Source organism: Streptomyces sp. NPDC048506 (assembly GCF_040651315.1).
GTDB lineage: Bacteria > Actinomycetota > Actinomycetes > Streptomycetales > Streptomycetaceae > Streptomyces.
In genome coordinates, this window is sequence record NZ_JBEZIX010000081.1 from 15,208 (window position 1) to 32,288 (window position 17,081).

A 17,081-nucleotide genomic window follows, 5' to 3' on the forward strand; every position below is an offset into this window, starting at 1 on the left:
TCCGCTCCTTGTCGTGGGGGCTGCTCGACGGGGGGGGTGGGCCGGGGTGGTCGTCAGTGCGCGCGGTGTGCGGCGTCCGCGAGGGTGATCCGCAGGAAGCGCGGAACGGGCAGCGCGCAGCGGGCGCAGGCGCCGGCCACCGCGGTGCGGATCGCGGCACGCCGGTCCCCGGGCGCCAGCACCAGCACGCTGCGGCCCGGGCGGCGGCCCGGCCACCAGGCGGACCAGGCCCCGGCGCGCAGTGCCTCGCGGAGCACGAGGGCGACACCGGTGGCGGCCGCACCGGCCGGCGTGCGCCCGTCGCCTCCGGTGGCGGCGGTACGGACCGTCACCAGCAGCAGGGACGGCTCCGGGCCACCGTCCGGGGAGTGCAGCGGCTGGTGGACGCTCCCGTCCGCCGCGAGGAGCCGTCCGGGCCGGGCGAAGAGCACGGCCCGGCGCAGCGCCTGGTCACCGGGGACGGCACCGCCGAGGAGGCGCAGCAGCTGCGCGCGGTGCAGCGGGGGCCCGCCCCGGTCGGCGTGTGCGGCCGCGACGGCCAGGGCGGCCGCGCACTCCAGGGGCTCGGCGAGGGGCAGCCCCACGGCCTCCGACAGCGTGGCGTTCAGCTGTAGGTCGGCGCCGCCCCGGCCGATTCCGGCGGCGGCCAGTGCGCGCAGCGCGGCGTAGGGGCGGGCCGCCCAGTCGGGGGCCCGGCCGGCCGGTCCGGTCAGCGGCAACTCGGCGCCCTCGGCAGGGTGGTTGAGCGAGCCGCAGCGGAGCATCCCGTCGGCGCGCGCCGCGACGGCCACCCCGACCCGCCGGTCGGCCGCCGCGACCCAGTCGGTGCGCGGCCCGGTCCCGGTGGGCGCCCGGCCGGGCGGCACGGCGTGCGCGGTGCAGTGGAAGGCGTACGGGGCCTGCCACACCGCGTCGGGCGGGCGGTGGTTGGCTGTGGCGAAGCCGTGGGCGAGCAGGCGCAGCACCGGGTCCGCGGTGAGCCGTCCGGCGAGGTCCGCGGCGCTCACCCCAGCTCCTTGCGGGCGAGCAGCCGGTAGGCGTTGCCGCCGTCGGTGGCCCGGGCCACCGCGGTGCGCAGCGTGTCGAGGGCGAGCGCGGCGACGTAGCAGGGAAGTGCCGCGGTGTGGACGGCCCGTCGGGCGACGCGCCGGGCCGGGGTCGCGGGGACCGTGGCCCAAGGGGCCTGTGGGTCGGGGACGAGCCGGTTGGCGGTGAGGGCGACGGCACCGATGAAGTCGGCGTTGTTCTGGTGGGCGGCGCCGTGCTGTTCGGCGAGGACGGTGAACCCCCGTGCCTCCAGGGCCCGGGTGAGGTTGCCGACCGGCATGAGGTGCTGGTGCTGGGGCTGGAACCAGGGCAGCCAGTGCGGGCCGAGCAGCCGGGCGATCCGGGCCTCGGGGTCGGGGAGCTCGATGAGCAGGTGCCCTCCGGGTGCCAGGACCTTGACGGCCGCGTCGAGTTCGGCGAACGGGTCCCGGGTGTGTTCGAGGTAGTGGTGCATGCTGACCGTGTCGTAGCGCCCGGCGAGCCGGTCGGCGAGGTCGGGGAACTGGCCCCGGTAGGCGGTGGTGATCCAGCCGCGGCGCTCGGCGCCGTGGACGGCTTCGCCCATGTCCAGCCCGTCGAAGCGGGTGTCGGGCCACACGGCGCGGGCGGCGTTGCAGAAGTGCCCGGCGGCCGTGCCGACGTCGAGCCAGGCCCTGGGGGTGGTGAAGGGCTTGAGCAGTTCGGCGCGGGCCCGGTACGAGGTGTTCATCCGGCCCAGGACCAGTTCGGCGCCCTCGCGGCCGAGGCCGTCGTAGAAGTCGCGGTAGTAGAAGTCGAGCCCCTCCGGGGTGAGTCGGGGGTTCTGGAAGACGTGGCCGCACCGGCGGCACCGTTCGAGGGTGAAGCGGCCGGGCTTGCCCTGGAGCAGGTCGGGCATGCGCACCCGGACGACGGGGTCGGGGGCCGAGCACCAGGGGCAGTCGGGTCGGCGGGGTTCGAAGAACCGGTCGGTGCCGTCGGCGAGTTCGGCGGTGTAGGCGGCGGCCCGGCGGCGTGCCGCGGCGCCGTCGCCGTCGCCGTCATCGGGCGCACCGGCGGGTGGGGTCCCGAGCGTCCGCACGGCGGTGGACAGCGAGCGCAGCGGGCGGGCGGCCGTGGCTCCGGCCAGCCCGGCTGGGCGCAGCTTCCGTGTGGGGACGAGGGCCAGGGTCGGCTGGAGCCAGTACAGAGCGGCGGCCACCGCGCCCCAACGGGGCTCGGTGGCGAGGGACTTGGCGAGCAGGACGAGGCCGGCGAGCCGGGCGGCGGCGAGCAGCCGCGGCGGCAGTCCCCGGGCCGCGAGCTCCGCGGCGCGCTGCCCGGGGTCGGGGGCCGGTGCGGTGAGACCGGGGGCGATGGCCCAGCCGGTGGCGTCCGGGGCGTACTCCTTCAGCGTGGCGCACAGCCGGACGAGGTCGGCGACCGACCGCGGCGGCGCGGCGTCCGTGCCGGCGGCGTCCGTGCCGGCGGTGGCGTCGAGCCCGGCGCGCCGGTGGACGTCGTCGGCCACCAGGAGGGCGTGCCCGGCGCCGTGGCCCGGCGCGCACCGGTCCGCGCGGTGCGCCACCGGGTCGAGCAGCCGGAGCAGGCCGAGGGCGCTCTCCGCGTCCAGGTGCGCGGGGATCAGGTCCACCACGCGCAGCCCTTCTCGTTCGGCGTGCGCGACGGCGGCGTGCAGGGTCGCCTGGTCGGCGGTGACACCGGTCGCGGTGAGCAGCCGCCAGCCGGCGAGCGACGGCCGGGCGGGGTCGTACGGTCCGGCGGGGTCGAGGACGGGCAGTGCGGCGAGCCGGCGGCGGGCGCGCACGGTGCCGGCGCCCAGGGCCACCGCCGTGGCGGCCGCCAACCATCGCGTTCCCGCTCCGGTGCGGTGCGCTCGCGTCATCTGCCTCACGGTCCCTTCGTGGGGTGGGGTGCGGACTGGGTGGCGGTGGAGGGCGCTGTCGGGCCGAGCGGCAGCCGCTCCAGGCGGTCGGCGGCGGCGCCGGCGCCACCGGCCGCGGCGAAGGAGGCCTGGATGCGGCGGGCCGCGGTGCGGTGCGCGGGGTCGTCCAGTACGGCGGTCAGGGCCTGTCGCAGCTCGTCCGCACCGGCCCGGCCGAAGCGGACCCGGACCCCGGCGCCGGACTCGGTCACCTGGCGGGCGACGACCGGCTGGTCGTCCCGGACCGGCGCCACGACCAGCGGCAGTCCGTACGCCAGTGCCTCGCAGACGGTGTTGTGGCCGCCGTGGCACAGCACCGCGTCGAGGTGCGGCAGCAGCTGGAGTTGGGGGACGTACTCCTGGTGGAGCACGTTCGGCGGGAGGGTGCCGGTGAGGTCGCCGGGGGCGGCCAGGATCAGCTGGACCCGGTCCGCGAGGGCGGCCGCGGCGTCCAGTACGACGGGGTAGAAGCGGGCGCCCGCCTCGCGGTTGACGGTGCCCAGCGAGACGAGCACACGGGCGCGCACGGGGTCGAGGCGGTGCCACGGGAAGGCGCCGGCGGGTGGGCGGGCGCCGAAGGCGGGGCCGACGAAGGCGTGGCCGTCGCCGTCGGCACCGGGTGTTCCGACGAGGTCGGGCGTGGAGAAGACCAGCACCAGGTGCGGTGAGAACCGGGGGTCCCAGCCGCCCGGCGCGCCGGTGTCGGCGAGCAGCCCGGCGATGCGCTGCGCCACCCACTCCCCCACCTTCGGTACGCCCTGGTACGGCCGGGTGAACTCCGCCGAGGTGGTCGCCGAGGTGGCCCAGGGCAGACCGTGCCGGCGGGCCACGAGGGGCCCGGCGAGCGCCTGCTGGTCGGCGACGAGCACATCGGGGCGGAAGGCCTCGACGGCGTCGTGGACGCCGGGCAGCATGGCGTGCGCCAGCGGGATGAGGACGTCCGCCCACAGGAAGCGCAGGGCCGCGATCCCGCGCAGATCGCGCCACTGCCGGTGCAGCCCGTCCTGGCCGTCGGCCGGGTCCCGGTCGCCCGCCGGGTAGCGGAGGGCGTGTGCGGGGAGCAGTCGGGCCAGGGCGGCGGCGGGGCCGGTCCAGGCGACCTGGTGTCCGCGGGCGGTCAGTTCGGCGGCGACGGCGACGGTGGGGTTGATGTGTCCGGCGAGCGGCGGGACGACGAACAGCACTCTCATCCGGCCACCGCCCCGACCCGGCCGCGCAGTCGTGCCAGCACCGCGTCGCGCAGTCCGGCGGTGGCGTCCTTGAGCACGGTGTGGCCCACGTCCGGCAGCACACACAGCTCGCAGTCCGCCGCCTGGGCGGCCAACTCGCGTGCACCGGGGAGAAGTTCGGAGTGTTCCCCGTAGACGGCGAGGACCGGGCGGTCGAGCCGGGCGAAGTCGCGGGCGGTGAAGGCGCGGCCGGCGGCGATGTCCTCGATCAGGGTGGTGTGGTTGAGCAGGGCGTCGGCGCCGGCGGTCAGCCGGGCCTCCTTGCGCTGCCCGAGCGCGGCGAGCTGCGCGCGGAGCCGGCCGTCCTCCAGGCCGAGGGCGGCGACGGAGAGGGTGTCGGTCATCTCCTCGATCCAGTCGCCGGTCAGCTGGGCCTCGATCAGGACGAGCGAGGCGACCAGGTCGGGCCGGACCAGCGCGGTGTGCAGGGCGAGGGCACCGCCGTAGCTGTTGCCGATCAGATGGACCGGGCGGTGGTCGAGGCCGAGGACGGCGAGCAGGGCGGCGAGGTCGGCCACCGCGGTGTCCCGGTCGTAGCCGGTGGGCGGGCGCTCGCTGCGGCCGTGCCCGCGCTGGTCGTAGAGGAGCACCGGGTGTCCGGCGCGGGAGAGCGGACCGGCGAGGGTGGAGTAGAAGCTCGACAGGTTGTCCATCACGAGCCCGTGGAGCAGGACGACGGCGGGCCCGTCGGACCGGGGGCCGTCGCCTCGGCCCGGTAGCCACTGGGTGTGCAGACGCAGTGCGCCCGCGCGGGTGAGGGCCATGGCGCGCTCAGCCCGCGTGGGCCTGGTCGGCGGCGGTGACCCGGGCGATATGGGTGGCGAGTTCGCCGACCGTCATGGCCAGGATCTGGTCGAGGTCCTTCTCTGCGAGGTAGCCGAGCAGGTCCACCGTGGTGCCGTAGCGCTGCTGCAACAGCTCGGCCAGGGCGACGAATTCGATGCTCTCCAGCGCCAGGTCGTCGTTGAAGGTGGTGGCGGGGGTGATCTCGCCGACGACGAGGAGCTCATCGCCGGCGACCTGTACCAGCATGCCGGTGATCTCCTCCAGGATCGCCCGGATGTGCCGGGGAGCGGGGTCAGCTGCCATGGGTGGCCTCCGTGGGGGTGGGGGTGGCGGCGCCCGTACGGTCGGCGGCGGGCGGCCCGGTCCAGGCGACGACGTGGCGTACCGGCCGGTCGTGGGCGGTGTCGGAAGGGGCGAGATGGACGAGGTGCTGCCGACCGTCCGGGGCGTGGAGCCGGAGGGCACCGCCGGGCGCGGGTGCCACCGTCCACTCCGGTGACGGGTCGCCGGGTCCGGCGCCCCCGGCCCGCGCCGCGGCCTCCTTCGCGCAGCACAGCGCGGTGAGCCGGTCGGCGCGGCCGGCGCTCCCGGGCGCGTCGGGCATCAGGAGGCGGTCGGCCAGGCGGCGTTCGTCCGGGGTGAGGGCGAGCCGCGCCACGGCATCGGGAGCGTCGTCGACGGCCCGGACGGCGATCCCGAGCGGGCCCGAGCGGCGGGCCAGGGCGACCGCTGTCCGGTCCGTGTGGGCCAGCGCGAGGTGGATGCCGTCGGCGAGCGGGCCGGTGGGGCGGGGGTGGCCGCGGTGGTCGTCGACGAGCGGGATCTCGGCCGGGAACACCGGTCCGGCTCCCTCCTCCCACAGCAGGTGGCGGACCGCGTCCTTGGCCGCGATCCGGCCCAGCAACCACGCGGTGCGGGCGCCCGGGGCGCACCGTTCGTAGTGCGGGTGTTCCGCCGCGCCCAGGTAGCGGCGCATGACCAGCTCCTGCGAGGCGGGGTCCGACCAGCGGCGACGGGCCAGGCACCAGCCGCCCGGCCGGGGTTCGCCGATGCCGCACACCTCGGGGGTGAACTTCATCGGCCACACCCGCTCGTCGGCACCGAAGCGCCGGTAGGTCCAGCCCTCCAGGTGCGCCCACACGGCGCCGTCGGTGCCGCGCAGTTCCACGTCGCCGCGCACCGAGCCGGGCCGTACCTCGCGGATCCGGGCGGTGGCCGCGAGCAGTGCGCCCTCGCGGGGCGGGGGCCCGTAGAGCCGGACCCGGTCCAGGGTCGCCGGGAAGACCAGCCGGTCGGTGGTGAGTCGGAGCTGCATCCAGTGGCCGAGGAGTTGTCCGGCGGCGTCCAGGAGGGCGCCGGGTGCGGGCAGTGCGCGCAGCGTCCCGCGGATGCCGTCGGCGGCCAGCGTGCCGACCTCGTGTACTCCGGCGAAGGCCGGACCGTGGAACATCCACCGGTCCCGGTAGAGCGCCTCGGCACTGACCGGCGCCGGACCGGAGGAGGCCAGCGGTGCGGGGTCGGGGGGCGGCGGTGCCGGGTGGCGGGCGGCGAGGTGGACGGTGACGACGGCGTAGCCGCCGAGGCTCACCCGTACCCGGCCGGGCCCGGCGGGGGTGGCGTCGACGGTGACGTCCACGGGCGGGGCGACCGGCAGCCAGCGCAGGGCCCGTACGTCGGACCAGCCGGTGACGGTGTGTCCCGGCAGGGTCTCCCGGGCGGCCTCCGCGGCGAGTTCCAGCAGGGTGGTCATGGGGGCGACGGGGAACCGGTCGGCGGGCTCGGGCCAGTCGTCCGGTTGCTGGTAGATGCAGTGGTCGCGGACGTACGGAAGCGTGTCGAGGGAGAGCCGGCGGACGGTGCGGCGGGGGCCGGGCGGTGGCGGGGCCGCGGCCGCGGCGGCCACCGTGCGGGTGGCGGCGGCGGTTGCGGCCAGCACCGCGTCGAAGGCCTCCTGGACGGGGTCCGCGACGGGCGGGCGGTCGGCGGGCGGTTCGGCGGCGGGCAGGCGGTCGAGGGGCGGTGCGGCGGCGGGCGCGGGCGGTCGGGACGGCGGGGTGCGGGGCGTCCGGTCGCCGAGGCGGACGAGCGGGGAGTCGAGGTCGAGCCGGACCCTCGGCCCGGTCGGTTCGGCGGTGGGCAGCAGCCGGTCCCAGCGGGGGCTGAGCCCCTCGGTCCACAGGGCGGCGGCGAGTCGGCGCAGCTGTGCCACGCCGCCGCGACGGGGGTCGGCGGCCGCGACGGCGAGGTGGTCCCGCCCGTGCAGGGTGTCGCCGACGAAGCCGGTGAGGCTGCCGGCACCGGCCTGGACGAAGCCGCGCACGCCGCTGTCGTACAGCCTCCGGGTCAGCTGCTGGAAGCGCACCGGCTCCAGGAGGTGGCGCAGCACCAACCCGCGTACCGACGACGGGGCCTCGGGGAAGGGGGCGGCCGTCGTGGCCGACCACACCGGGAGGTCCGGGTCGCGCAGCGGGAGCGCGTCGAAGGCGGTACCGACCTGGTCGAGGTAGGGCGCCCACATCGGCGTGTGGAATCCGGAACGGAAGGGCATCTCCTGGGCCCGGACGCCCCGTGCGGCGAGCCGGCGCACCGCCACCGCCAGTTGCTGCGGATCGCCGCAGATCACCGACTGGTGCGGGCAGTTGTCGTGGCTGACCACGACCCGGTCCAGGCCGTCCAGCGCGGCGGACGCCTGCTCGGCGCCGCAGCCCAGGGCGGCGTAGACCAGGTCGGGGACGACGAGCGAGCCCGGCCGCAGCGCGTCGAGGAAGGCGTCGACGGCCGCCGGCGCATACCTGCCGGCGACCACGAGCGCGGTCCACTCGCCGAGGCTGTGGCCGGCCAACAGGTCGGGGACCACACCGATTTCGCCGAGCGCACGGGCGAGGAGGCGGCCGACGGCGAGGGTGTCGACGGCTCGCTCGACCAGACCGCTGCCACCGGTGACCCGGGGGCGGGGCAGCGCCAGATGGTCGGCGACGTCGTCCACCCGGGGCGGTGGCTCCGCCTCCAGACCGGGGAAGAGAACGGCCAGCCCGGCTCCCGGCTGCGCGGCGTACGGGCCGAAGAGGGGGTTCGGGGTGAACCACACCTCGCCGCGGCCGCGCCAGGGCCGGCCCCTGGCGAGGACCTTGGCGGCCAGGGCGCGGCGCTGCGGGGTGGGGTCGAGCAGGGCCAGCCGGCAGGGGGCGTCGGCCACCGGAGCGGGCTCGTCCCCGTGGTGGAGGGCTTCGGCCAGTGCGGCGGGGGTGCGGGCGGCCAGCAGGACGGTGCGCTCCGGCTCGGTCACCCGCAGCGGCGGCGGTGCGGACGGGCGCCGCCCGGGCGCCTCCTCCAGGACCGCATGGGCGTTGATGCCACCGAAGCCGAACGCATTGACCCCGGCCCGCAGCGGCTCCGGCCCGCCGTCCCACGGTTCGGCCTCGGTGACCGGACGCATACGGGTGTCCGCCAGGCCCCGGTGCGGCTCGTCCAGGTGCAGGGTCGGCGGCAGGGTCCGGTGGTGCAGGGCGAGGGCGGCCTTGATCAGCCCGGCGATACCGGCGGTCTGCATGGTGTGGCCGATCATCGACTTCACCGAGCCCAGGCCGACCGGCTCACGGCCCGCCCCGGGCGGCCCGAACACCCGTGACAGGGTGGTCAGTTCGGCTGCGTCGCCGACCGGGGTGCCGGTGCCGTGCGCCTCCAGCAGGCCGAGCGCCGCGGGGTGCTCCGGGTCGAGGCCGGCGGCGCGCCAGGCCTGCGCCAGCGCGGCGACCTGACCGTCGACCTGAGGGCTCATCAGGCCGGCCGCGCGCCCGTCCCCGGCCACGCCGACCCCCCGGACGACCGCGTACACCCGGTCCCCGTCGCGCTCGGCGTCGGCCAGCCGCTTGAGCAGGACCACGCCGGTGCCCTCGGAGAGCAGGGTGCCGTCGGCCCGCCGGTCGAAGGGGCGGATGCACTGGGAGGGGCTGAGCGCGCGCAGCTGGGTGAAGACGCTCCAGAGGGTGGCGATGTGGCAGTGGTGCACGGCCCCGGCGACGACGAGGTCACAGCGGTCGGCGGCGAGCAGGGAGACCGCCTGGTCCACGGCGAGCAGCGAGGAGGCGCAGGCCGCGTCGAGGGTGTAGGCGGGGCCCCGGAAGTCCAGCCGGTTGGCGGCCAGGGCGGCGGTGAAACTGGGCACCAGGCCGATGGCGGCGTCCGGCCGCTCGGGTCCGAGCCCGGCCTGGAACGCCTCCCGTGCGGCGGCGATGCTGGACTCCCCCCACTCCGGGGCGAGTTCGCGCAGGGTGGTGGCGAGCTGGTGGGCGGTGCGGACCCGCTGGTCGAGCCGGGCGGTGGCCACGCCCATGAAGCCGCCGCGGCCGAGCACCACCCCGATGCGCGAGCGGTCGGTGGGCAGCCGCCGCGGGCCGCCGGCATCGGTGACGGCGTCGGAGATGGCGCGCAGGGCGAGCAGTTGATCGGGCTCGGTGCCGGAGACGGTGGTGGGCATGATGCCGTAGCGGGCCGGGTCGAAGGCGGTCAGGTCGTGCAGGAAGCCGCCCCGCCGGCAGTAGAAGCGGTCGCTGCGGACAGGTCCCCGGGCCGCCTGCGGGTCGTAGTAGACGTCCGGGTCCCAGCGGCCGGGCGGCACCTCGGTGACGCAGTCCGTACCGGCCACGAGGTTGCGCCAGTACGCGGTGAGATCGCCGGAGCCGGGCAGGACCGCTCCCATGCCGACGATCGCGGCGTCGGTGGGCCGGGGGCCGGCCCCGGACCGCCGTCCAGGGGCCTCAGGCATCGCCGGCCCCCTCCCCGCCCGGTTCGGCGACCAGCACCACTTGGGGGGCGGTGCCGCGGTCCAGTTCGTCCAGGAGGGCGCCGACCGCGGCATCGGGGTCCAGCAGCGGAACACCCCGGCGGGCGTAGGCGCGCTCCAGCTCGGGGGTGACCATCCCGCCGCCGGCGGCGGCCCACGGCCCCCAGTCGACGGCGAGCACCCGGCGGCCGGTACGGGCCGACCAGGTCCGCGCGAGGGTGTCCAGGGCGTCGTTGGCGGCGGCGTAGTCGGCCTGCCCCCGGTTGCCGAAGACCCCGGAGACGCTGCCGAAGAGGACCAGGAACCCGGTGTCCTCGCCGGCGACCGCGTACAGGTGGCGGGCGCCGTCGACCTTGGTGGTGAAGACCCGGGCGAACGAGGCCGGGTCCTTGTCCCGCAGCAGCCGGTCCTCCAGGGTGCCCGCGCCGTGCACGATCCCGTCGAGGCGGCCGTGCCGGGCCCGGACGTCCTGTGCGACGGCCCGTACCGCTGCCTCGTCGGTGACGTCGGCCGCGTGGTAGCGCACGGAGGCGGCGTGCGGCTCCAGGGCGGCCAGGGTCCGGTCGATCTCCCGCCGGGCCAGTACCTCGTCGGCCGCCGCCTCGATCCGGGCCGGGGTCCGCAGCCCCTGGGCGATCAGCGCGGCGCGCAGGGTGATGCGGTCGTGGGCGTGGGCGAGCGCCGGGTCCTCGGGTGCCGCGCCGAGGGGTGTCCGTCCGAGGAGTTCGATGTGGCAGCCGTGGGCGCGGGCCAGGGCGAGCGCCGTACGGGCGGTGATCCCGCGGGCGCCGCCGGTCAGCAGGACCACGGAGTCGGGGCCGAGCGGCGGCCGTCCGGGCGCGGTCCGGTCGTCCGTCAGCGGTGCCGGAACGGTGCGCAGTGTGGTCCGGGTGCCGTTGGTGCGGCCGACGACCACGGGCTCACCGGGGGCGCAGAGTTCGGCGAGGAGGTGGTCGGCGATGCGGGCGGGGCGGTCCTTGGGGTCGATGTCCACGGCGCGGACGAGGGCGTCGGGGTATTCGAGGGCGGCGGTGCGGGCGAAGCCGCGCAGGCCGGCGCCGGGCAGGGGGTCCGGGGCGTCCTTGTCGGCGGTGTGCCCGAAGGTGCCGCCGGCCGCGGTCGCCAGCAGCAGCCAGCGCGCCCCTCCGGTCAGTGCGGTGCGCAGCCCCGCGTACTGTCCGGGCAGTACGGCGGTGCGGCCGGCCCGCAGCGCGCTGAGGTCCACCACCCCCTCGGCGGTGGTCTCCGCCAGCCGCTCGGCGGGGACGGTGCGCACCCGTGCGCCGTGGCTCTCCAGCAGGGCGGTGAGCGCGAGCGCCACCCCCTGCCCGTCCTCCACCACGACGAGGTCGCGTCCGGCCACCACCTCGGCGGGCGGCCGGCCGACCGGCGGGCCGAGCGGGGCGACCTCGACCAGCAGGCGGGCGGGCGGCCGCCCGGGAGCGGGGGCGGCGGGGTGTGCCGGTTCAGGGCCGACGGGGTGTGCCGGCGCGGGGGCGACCGGCTCGGGCGCGGGCTCGTGGTCGACCGGCTCCGGCCCGGGTCGGGCGCCGGCGATCCAGTCGACGATGCCGCTGATGGTCTTGATCCGGGACAGCTGCTCCACCGCCGACTCCCCGGCCCGTTCGGCGTCCGGGGACAGTCCGACCCGGTCGGCCAGCGCGCCTACGATCTCCACCCGCTTGATGGAGTCCACCGAGAGGTCCGCCTCCAGGTCGAGCCCCGCGTCGAGCATCTCGCGCGGATAGCCGGTCCGGGTGTGGATGATCTCCCGTACGGCGTCCAGTAGTTGGTCGTCCGTCAGCTGCGGAGGTACGTCGGCCGGCCCGGCGTCGGCGGCCGCGGTTGCGGCCGGAGCCATGGCTGGCGGGGCCCCGCCCGCGACGTGCGCGGCGGCGGCGAGCGGTGGCGCCGTCCGCTGCACCTCGGGCGGGGGCTCCGGCGGGTCACCGGCCGTCGCCTCCCCCAAGTACCGCAGCACGACGTCCCGTTGGGCCGCCACCAGCTCACGGGCGCCGCGCAGGTACTCCAGCACCGCGTCCTGCCGGGCGGAGCGGTCGCTCCCGCGCGCCCCGTTCTCCGGCCGTACCGCCACCCGCCGCGCCGGGCGCAGCCCGCCCGGCAGACAGGCGCCGTCGGCGGTGCGCACCAGGTGTCCGTCCACCAGCCACCCCGGACGGCGCGGCGGGGTGGCCGGCAGCGTCCGGGTCCGCCCGCGGAACAGCGCCTCCGGGTCGATCGGGACGCCGGCCGCGGCCAGTTGGGCCAGCACCAGCGGCAGCCGGGCCAGTGCGGACTCGCCGGGGACGTCCAACGGGACCGCGGTGTGCGGTCGCTCGCCGAGGATGCGGTGGACCAGGCCGGTGAGGACCCGGCCGGGTCCGGCCTCCACGAAGGTGCGCACCCCGGCGGCGTACATGTCCTCGATCTGCGCCACGAAGCGCACCGGCTCGGCGAGCTGGCCGGCCAGGGTGTCCCGCAGCGCGGTGGTGTCCGGCCCGTACGGCCGGGCGGTGACGCCGGACCAGACCGGGAAGCCGGGTGCCGACAGCGCCGTGGCGGCCAGCTCGTCCGCCAACTCCACGCTGGCATCGGCGAGTTGAGGACTGTGGAAGGCGCAGGCGACCTGGAGCGGGTGCGCCTCTGCGCCGGCCGTCCGCAGCGCCTCCACGGCCGCCGCCACGGCGCGCGTGGGACCGGAGACCACGGTCTGTTCGGGCGCGTTGTGATTGGCGACGACCACCGCGCCGGCTCCGATCAGCTCCCGCACCCGGTCCGGAGCGGCGGCCACGGCGGCCATCGTCCCGGGGTCGTCCCCGGCGGCGGCGCGGATCGCCCCGGCACGCCGGGCGCTCAGCCTGAGCAGCGCCTCGGTGTCATACGCTCCGGCGGCCCACAGCGCGGTCAGTTCGCCATACGAGTGGCCCGCCGCGCAGTCGGGGCGGACGCCGAGGGCGGTGAGCAGCCGGTGGGCGGCGGCCGAGGCGAGGCCGAGGGCCGGCTGGGCGACGCGGGTGTCGGTGAGGGCGGCGTGCTGGGCGGCGCGCTGCTCGGGGGTGAAGGCGGTGGGCGGGAACATGGCGGCGACCCACTCCGGGTCGGCGCCGTCCAGCAGTCCGCGCAGGGCGGGGAAGGCGAGGAACAGCTCGCCCAGCATGCCGGTCCGTTGGCTGCCCTGCCCGGGGAAGAGGAAGCCGACCAGCCCGGGGTCGGCTTCCGCCGCGCGGACGTGGACACCGTCGGCCGGGGTTGCCCGCCGGGCCGTCGCCAGTTTGGCGGCGAGATCGTCGAGGTCCTCGGCGACCACGCAGATCTGGACCGGTCCGTCGGTCGCGGACGCGGTCTCGGCGGCCAGGTCGCGCAGCGGCCAGGGCCGTCCGGCCGCGTCGTGCTCCGTCAGCCGTGCCAGGAGGCGGTCGACGGCCCGTACGGCGGCGGGGCGGTCGGCCCCGCGGAAGCAGAAGAGTTCGGCCGGCCACTCCTCCAGGGTGTGGGCGGGCTCGGGTGCGTCCGGGTAACCGGCCAGCACCGCATGGTAGTTGGTGCCGCCGAAGCCGAAGGCGCTCACCCCGGCGAAGCGCCGCTCGACGGGGACCGCCCAGGGGCGAGCCGCGCCGGCCGCCTCGAAGCGGAACGGGCCGGCGTCCGCCCCCGGCCGGGTCAGATGCAGGGTCGGCGGCCGGACACCGGCGTGCACGGCACGCGCGGCCTTGATCAGCCCGGCCAGGCCGGCCGCGCACTTGGTGTGCCCGATCTGCGACTTGACCGAGCCCAGGGTGCAACTTCCCGGCGCGGCCCCGGCGGACTCGAACAGCTCGGTGAGGACGGCGAGTTCGGTGGCGTCGCCGACCGCCGTGCCGGTGCCGTGCGCTTCGAGGAGGCCCACCTGTGCGGGGCTGATCCCGGCACGCCGGTAGGCGCGCTCCAGGGCGCGCCGCTGCCCCTCGGGCCGGGGCGCGGTCAGTCCGAGGGACCGGCCGTCGCTGGAGGTGCCGACCGCCTTGACGACCGCGTAGATCCGGTCGCCGTCCCGCTCGGCGTCGGCGAGGCGCTTGAGGACCAGCGCACCGACGCCCTCGCCGAGCGCGATCCCGTCGGCCGCCGCGTCGAACGGCCGGCAGCGGCCGGTGGGCGACAGGGCCTGGACGGAGGCGAACATCAGGTAGTCGTTGATGCCGTTGTGCAGGTCGGCGCCGCCGCAGAGCGCCATGTCGCTGTCGCCGTCACGGAGTTGCCGGCAGGCCAGGTCGAGTGCGGCGAGCGAGGAGGCGCAGGCGGCGTCGACGGTGCAGTTGGCGCCGCCGAGGTCGAGTCGGCCGGCGATCCGTCCGGCGACGACGTTGGCGAGCACACCGGGGAAGGAGTCCTCGGTCAGCCGCGGCAGTTCGGCGTCCAGGGCGGGCGGCAGGTCTCCCAGGTAGGCGGGGTGCAGGGCGCGCAGGCCGTAGGCGCCGGCCAGTTCCGTGCCGGCCTCGGCACCGAAGACGACGCTGGTGCGGGACCGGTCGAAGTCGCGGTCGGCGTACCCGGCGTCCGCCAGGGCCTTGGCGGCGGTGTCCAGCGCGAGCAGCTGGACCGGTTCGATGCCGGTGAGGGAGGCCGGGGGGATGCCGTGGGCGAGGGCGTCGAACGGGACGGCGGGCAGGAAGCCGCCCCAGCGCGACGGGGTGCGCTCGCCCGCGCGGGCGGGGTCCGGGTCGTGGTAGGTGCCGGCGTCCCAGCGTTCGGTGGGCACCTCGGTGACGGAGTCGACGCCGGCCACGACGTGCGACCAGTAGCGGGCGGTGTCGGGCGCGCCGGGAAAGCAGCAGGCCATGCCGATGATGGCGATGTCCAGCGGCGCCGCGTCCCGGTCGGGCGGTGCGGCGGGCGGCCGGAGGGCCTCGGCCCGGGCGGTGAGCTGGGCGGTCGCCCCGTCGGTGACGGCGGTGTGCAGTGCGGCGACGGTGGTGGTGGCGTCGCGGGCGGTGGCGGCCTGGCCCAGCATGTACAGGCCCTCCCGCAGCTGTTCCGGCTCGCCGACCGGCGCCGGCGGCCCGCCGTCGGTGTGCCGCAGCCCCTTGCTGGCGATCCGCAGCCGTCCCAGGTTGCGGCGCTCCAACTCCTCCCACCGGGCGCGCGGATCGTCGCCGCGCTCGGCGAGGCGGCGCCCGGTGGCCGCGAACTCCTCGGCGTACGCGGTGTCGGCGCAGCGCGTGGCGTGGCCGGGCGCGGTCCGCAGCAGTACGGTCCGGTCGCAGGCCAGCGCCGTGCGCTGGAAGCCGGGGAGGACGGCGCCGGTGGCCACGGCCTCCTCGGTGAAGAGGTAGGCGGTGCCCATCAGGACGCCGATCCGGGCGCCGCGTTCGGCGAGCGGGGCCGCGGCGGCCGCGGCCATCGCGGCCGAGCGGGCGTCGTGGATGCCGCCCGCGAAGAGGACGTCCAGGTCCGCGGCGGTCCCGCGGTACTCCCGGTCGTGGGTGAGGAGCCGCTCGATCTGTTCCTCCCACAGCGGGAAGCTGGCCCGGGGTCCGATGTGGCCACCGCACTCCTGCCCCTCGAAGACGAAGCGGCGGGCGCCCTCGGCGAGGTAGCGCTCCAGCAGGCCGGGCGAGGGGACGTGCAGGTAGGTACGGGTCCCGGCGGCTTCGAGGGGCGCGGCCTGGTCGGGCCGGCCGCCGGCGATGATCGCGTAGTCGGGGGCGAACTCGGCCACCGCGGCGAGCTGTTCGCGCCGCAGCGCGGGCGGCGCGAAGCCGAGCAGACCGACGCCCCACGGTCGTTCGCCCAACCGCTCGGCGGTCTCGGCGAGGAGGCGGCGCACCTGCCCGCCGTCCATGACGGCGAGGGCGAGGAAGGGCAGCCCGTCCGCGGCGGCCACCGCGGCGGCGAAGGCGGCCTCGTCGCTGACCCGGGTCATCGGCCCCTGGGCCACCGGCAGGTGGCGGGCACCGGGGCGGGGGGCCAGCGGACGGGTGCGCGCCGCGGCGTCGAGGTGGCCGACGACGGCGGCCCGCACGGCCTGGACGATGCCGCCGGTGGTGCGGTGCCGCGCGGCGAGCCGGGCGGCGAACGCGCCGTCCTGGCCGAGGGGTACCGAGCCGCCCAGGTCGGGGCGGCTCAGTACCCGGTGGCCGTCGACGACCGTGGTCTCGCTGCCGTCCATGGCCCGGAGCGCGGTGGCGAGCGTACGGGGCAGCCGGTCCTCCCCCTCGGCGGTGAGCGCGAGTTGGGAGTCGAGCAGCACGCCGGCGGCTCCGCCGGCGACGGCCGCGGCGGCGGTGTGCGCGCCGATGCCGCCGGCGGCGAGGACCGGGACGGTGACCTCGGGGTCGGCCAGCAGGCGCTGCAACAGGACGCAGGTGGTGAGGTCACCGACCCGTCCGCCGGACTCATGGCCCCGGGCGACCAGCGCGGTGGCTCCGGCGGCCGTCGCCGCGGCGGCCTCCTCGGGAGTGGTGACCTCGGCCCATGTCCGGCGACGGCCGCCGTCGGACCAGTCGGCCGGTCCGGGGACCGTGCGCCGGTCGGTATCCGGCTCCTGTGGTGCGTACCCCGCCGGGTCGGCGAGCAGCACGGTGTCGACCTGGTCCGGCAGGTCCGCGGGGGTGAGCGGGCAGCCCGCGGGGACGCGGACGCCGTACGGACGCCGCAGCCGACCGCCGAGCAGGGTGAGGGCCCGGCGCGCGGCGTCGGCGTCCCGGCCGAGGTCCAACAGACCGAGGGCGCCTGCCCGTTCGGCCGCCGCGACGATCCGCTCGTGCGGTTCCTCGAAGGGCGAGAGCACGACGACGAGGTCCCGGTCGGTGGTGTCCACGGTCGGGGGCCCGGGCAGCCCGCCGGGCGACGGGCCGGGCCCGGGAGTTGCCGGGAAAGCGGTGCCGGAGAGAGGGGGCCGGGGGACCACGGGCGCTCCTTGTGCTGCGTGGGGGACGGACACGCTGACCACTGCCACCTGCGGTAACCAGCGGTAGCCCGCTGATGTGAGGTTGCATCGTGGAGGCACCCCTTTGCACTGTCAACGCACCTGCACCAGGGGGTGGTTGATTCCGCCAAGGTCATCAACGCAGTGCCGTGGCCTGGCGGCCGGCGTTCTCCCCACGTTGTCGGCCTTCCCACCGTGGCGCCTGCGGCGGGCGGTTGCCGCTGCGCGGGGCTGTTCGGCTGCGGCTGCGCCCCTCCGGACTTCGTCCTGCGGTCCGCCCCCTCCCGTGGATGGGTGGAAGAAGACCGGTGGGGGTCCCCGTAGACCGTCGCCCGCGCGCACCAGCCCACTCACACCCGCCCCCACGACCGTCTTTCCTCCCACTCACGGGAGGGGACGGGCCGGAGGGGCAGGGGTGTGGGACGTAAA

General features: G+C 77.2%; 7 protein-coding genes. All 7 read right to left on the reverse strand.

Annotated elements, in window-relative coordinates:
• Nucleotides 1-53: 53 nt before the first annotated feature.
• Genes AB0C96_RS40295 through AB0C96_RS40325 form a run of 7 tightly spaced genes read right to left on the reverse strand, consistent with a single transcriptional unit; the run spans nt 54 to nt 16,544 of the window.
• The gene (locus tag AB0C96_RS40295; protein WP_362924944.1) at nt 54-1,007 is read right to left on the reverse strand and encodes a galactokinase; all 954 of its coding nucleotides are present in this window, start codon (nt 1,005-1,007) and stop codon (nt 54-56) included.
• Nucleotides 1,004-2,911, reverse strand: coding sequence for a class I SAM-dependent methyltransferase (locus tag AB0C96_RS40300; RefSeq protein WP_362924946.1), 1,908 nt, complete (start codon nt 2,909-2,911; stop codon nt 1,004-1,006). Before AB0C96_RS40300 ends, AB0C96_RS40295 begins: the two co-directional genes overlap by 4 nt.
• A gap of 5 nt (nt 2,912-2,916) precedes the next feature.
• Nucleotides 2,917-4,140 (reverse strand): glycosyltransferase, encoded by a 1,224-nt coding sequence (locus AB0C96_RS40305; protein ID WP_362924948.1) that lies wholly within the window; start codon nt 4,138-4,140, stop codon nt 2,917-2,919.
• Nucleotides 4,137-4,943: an alpha/beta hydrolase gene (locus tag AB0C96_RS40310; protein ID WP_362924949.1), complete on the reverse strand. Its 807-nt coding sequence runs from the start codon at nt 4,941-4,943 to the stop codon at nt 4,137-4,139. Before AB0C96_RS40310 ends, AB0C96_RS40305 begins: the two co-directional genes overlap by 4 nt.
• 7 nt (nt 4,944-4,950) lie before the next feature.
• Nucleotides 4,951-5,268: an acyl carrier protein gene (locus AB0C96_RS40315; protein ID WP_362924950.1), complete on the reverse strand. Its 318-nt coding sequence runs from the start codon at nt 5,266-5,268 to the stop codon at nt 4,951-4,953.
• A complete protein-coding gene (locus AB0C96_RS40320) occupies nt 5,258-9,730 on the reverse strand; it encodes a beta-ketoacyl synthase N-terminal-like domain-containing protein (RefSeq protein ID WP_362924951.1) in 4,473 nt (1,490 codons plus the stop codon). The genes AB0C96_RS40315 and AB0C96_RS40320 overlap by 11 nt, the downstream gene beginning before the upstream one ends.
• On the reverse strand, nt 9,723-16,544 hold the full coding sequence (locus tag AB0C96_RS40325; RefSeq protein ID WP_362924955.1) for an SDR family NAD(P)-dependent oxidoreductase: 6,822 nt from the start codon (nt 16,542-16,544) through the stop codon (nt 9,723-9,725). The genes AB0C96_RS40320 and AB0C96_RS40325 overlap by 8 nt, the downstream gene beginning before the upstream one ends.
• Nucleotides 16,545-17,081 lie beyond the last annotated feature (537 nt).

Excerpts from the sequence above, each read along its gene's own strand:
- AB0C96_RS40305 (WP_362924948.1), bottom strand. The coding sequence starts at position 4,140 with ATGAGAGTGCTGTTCGTCGTCCCGCCGCTCGCCGGACACATCAACCCC.
- AB0C96_RS40320 (WP_362924951.1), bottom strand. The coding sequence starts at position 9,730 with ATGCCTGAGGCCCCTGGACGGCGGTCCGGGGCCGGCCCCCGGCCCACC.
- AB0C96_RS40315 (WP_362924950.1), bottom strand. The coding sequence starts at position 5,268 with ATGGCAGCTGACCCCGCTCCCCGGCACATCCGGGCGATCCTGGAGGAG.
- AB0C96_RS40300 (WP_362924946.1), bottom strand. The coding sequence starts at position 2,911 with ATGACGCGAGCGCACCGCACCGGAGCGGGAACGCGATGGTTGGCGGCC.
- AB0C96_RS40310 (WP_362924949.1), bottom strand. The coding sequence starts at position 4,943 with ATGGCCCTCACCCGCGCGGGCGCACTGCGTCTGCACACCCAGTGGCTA.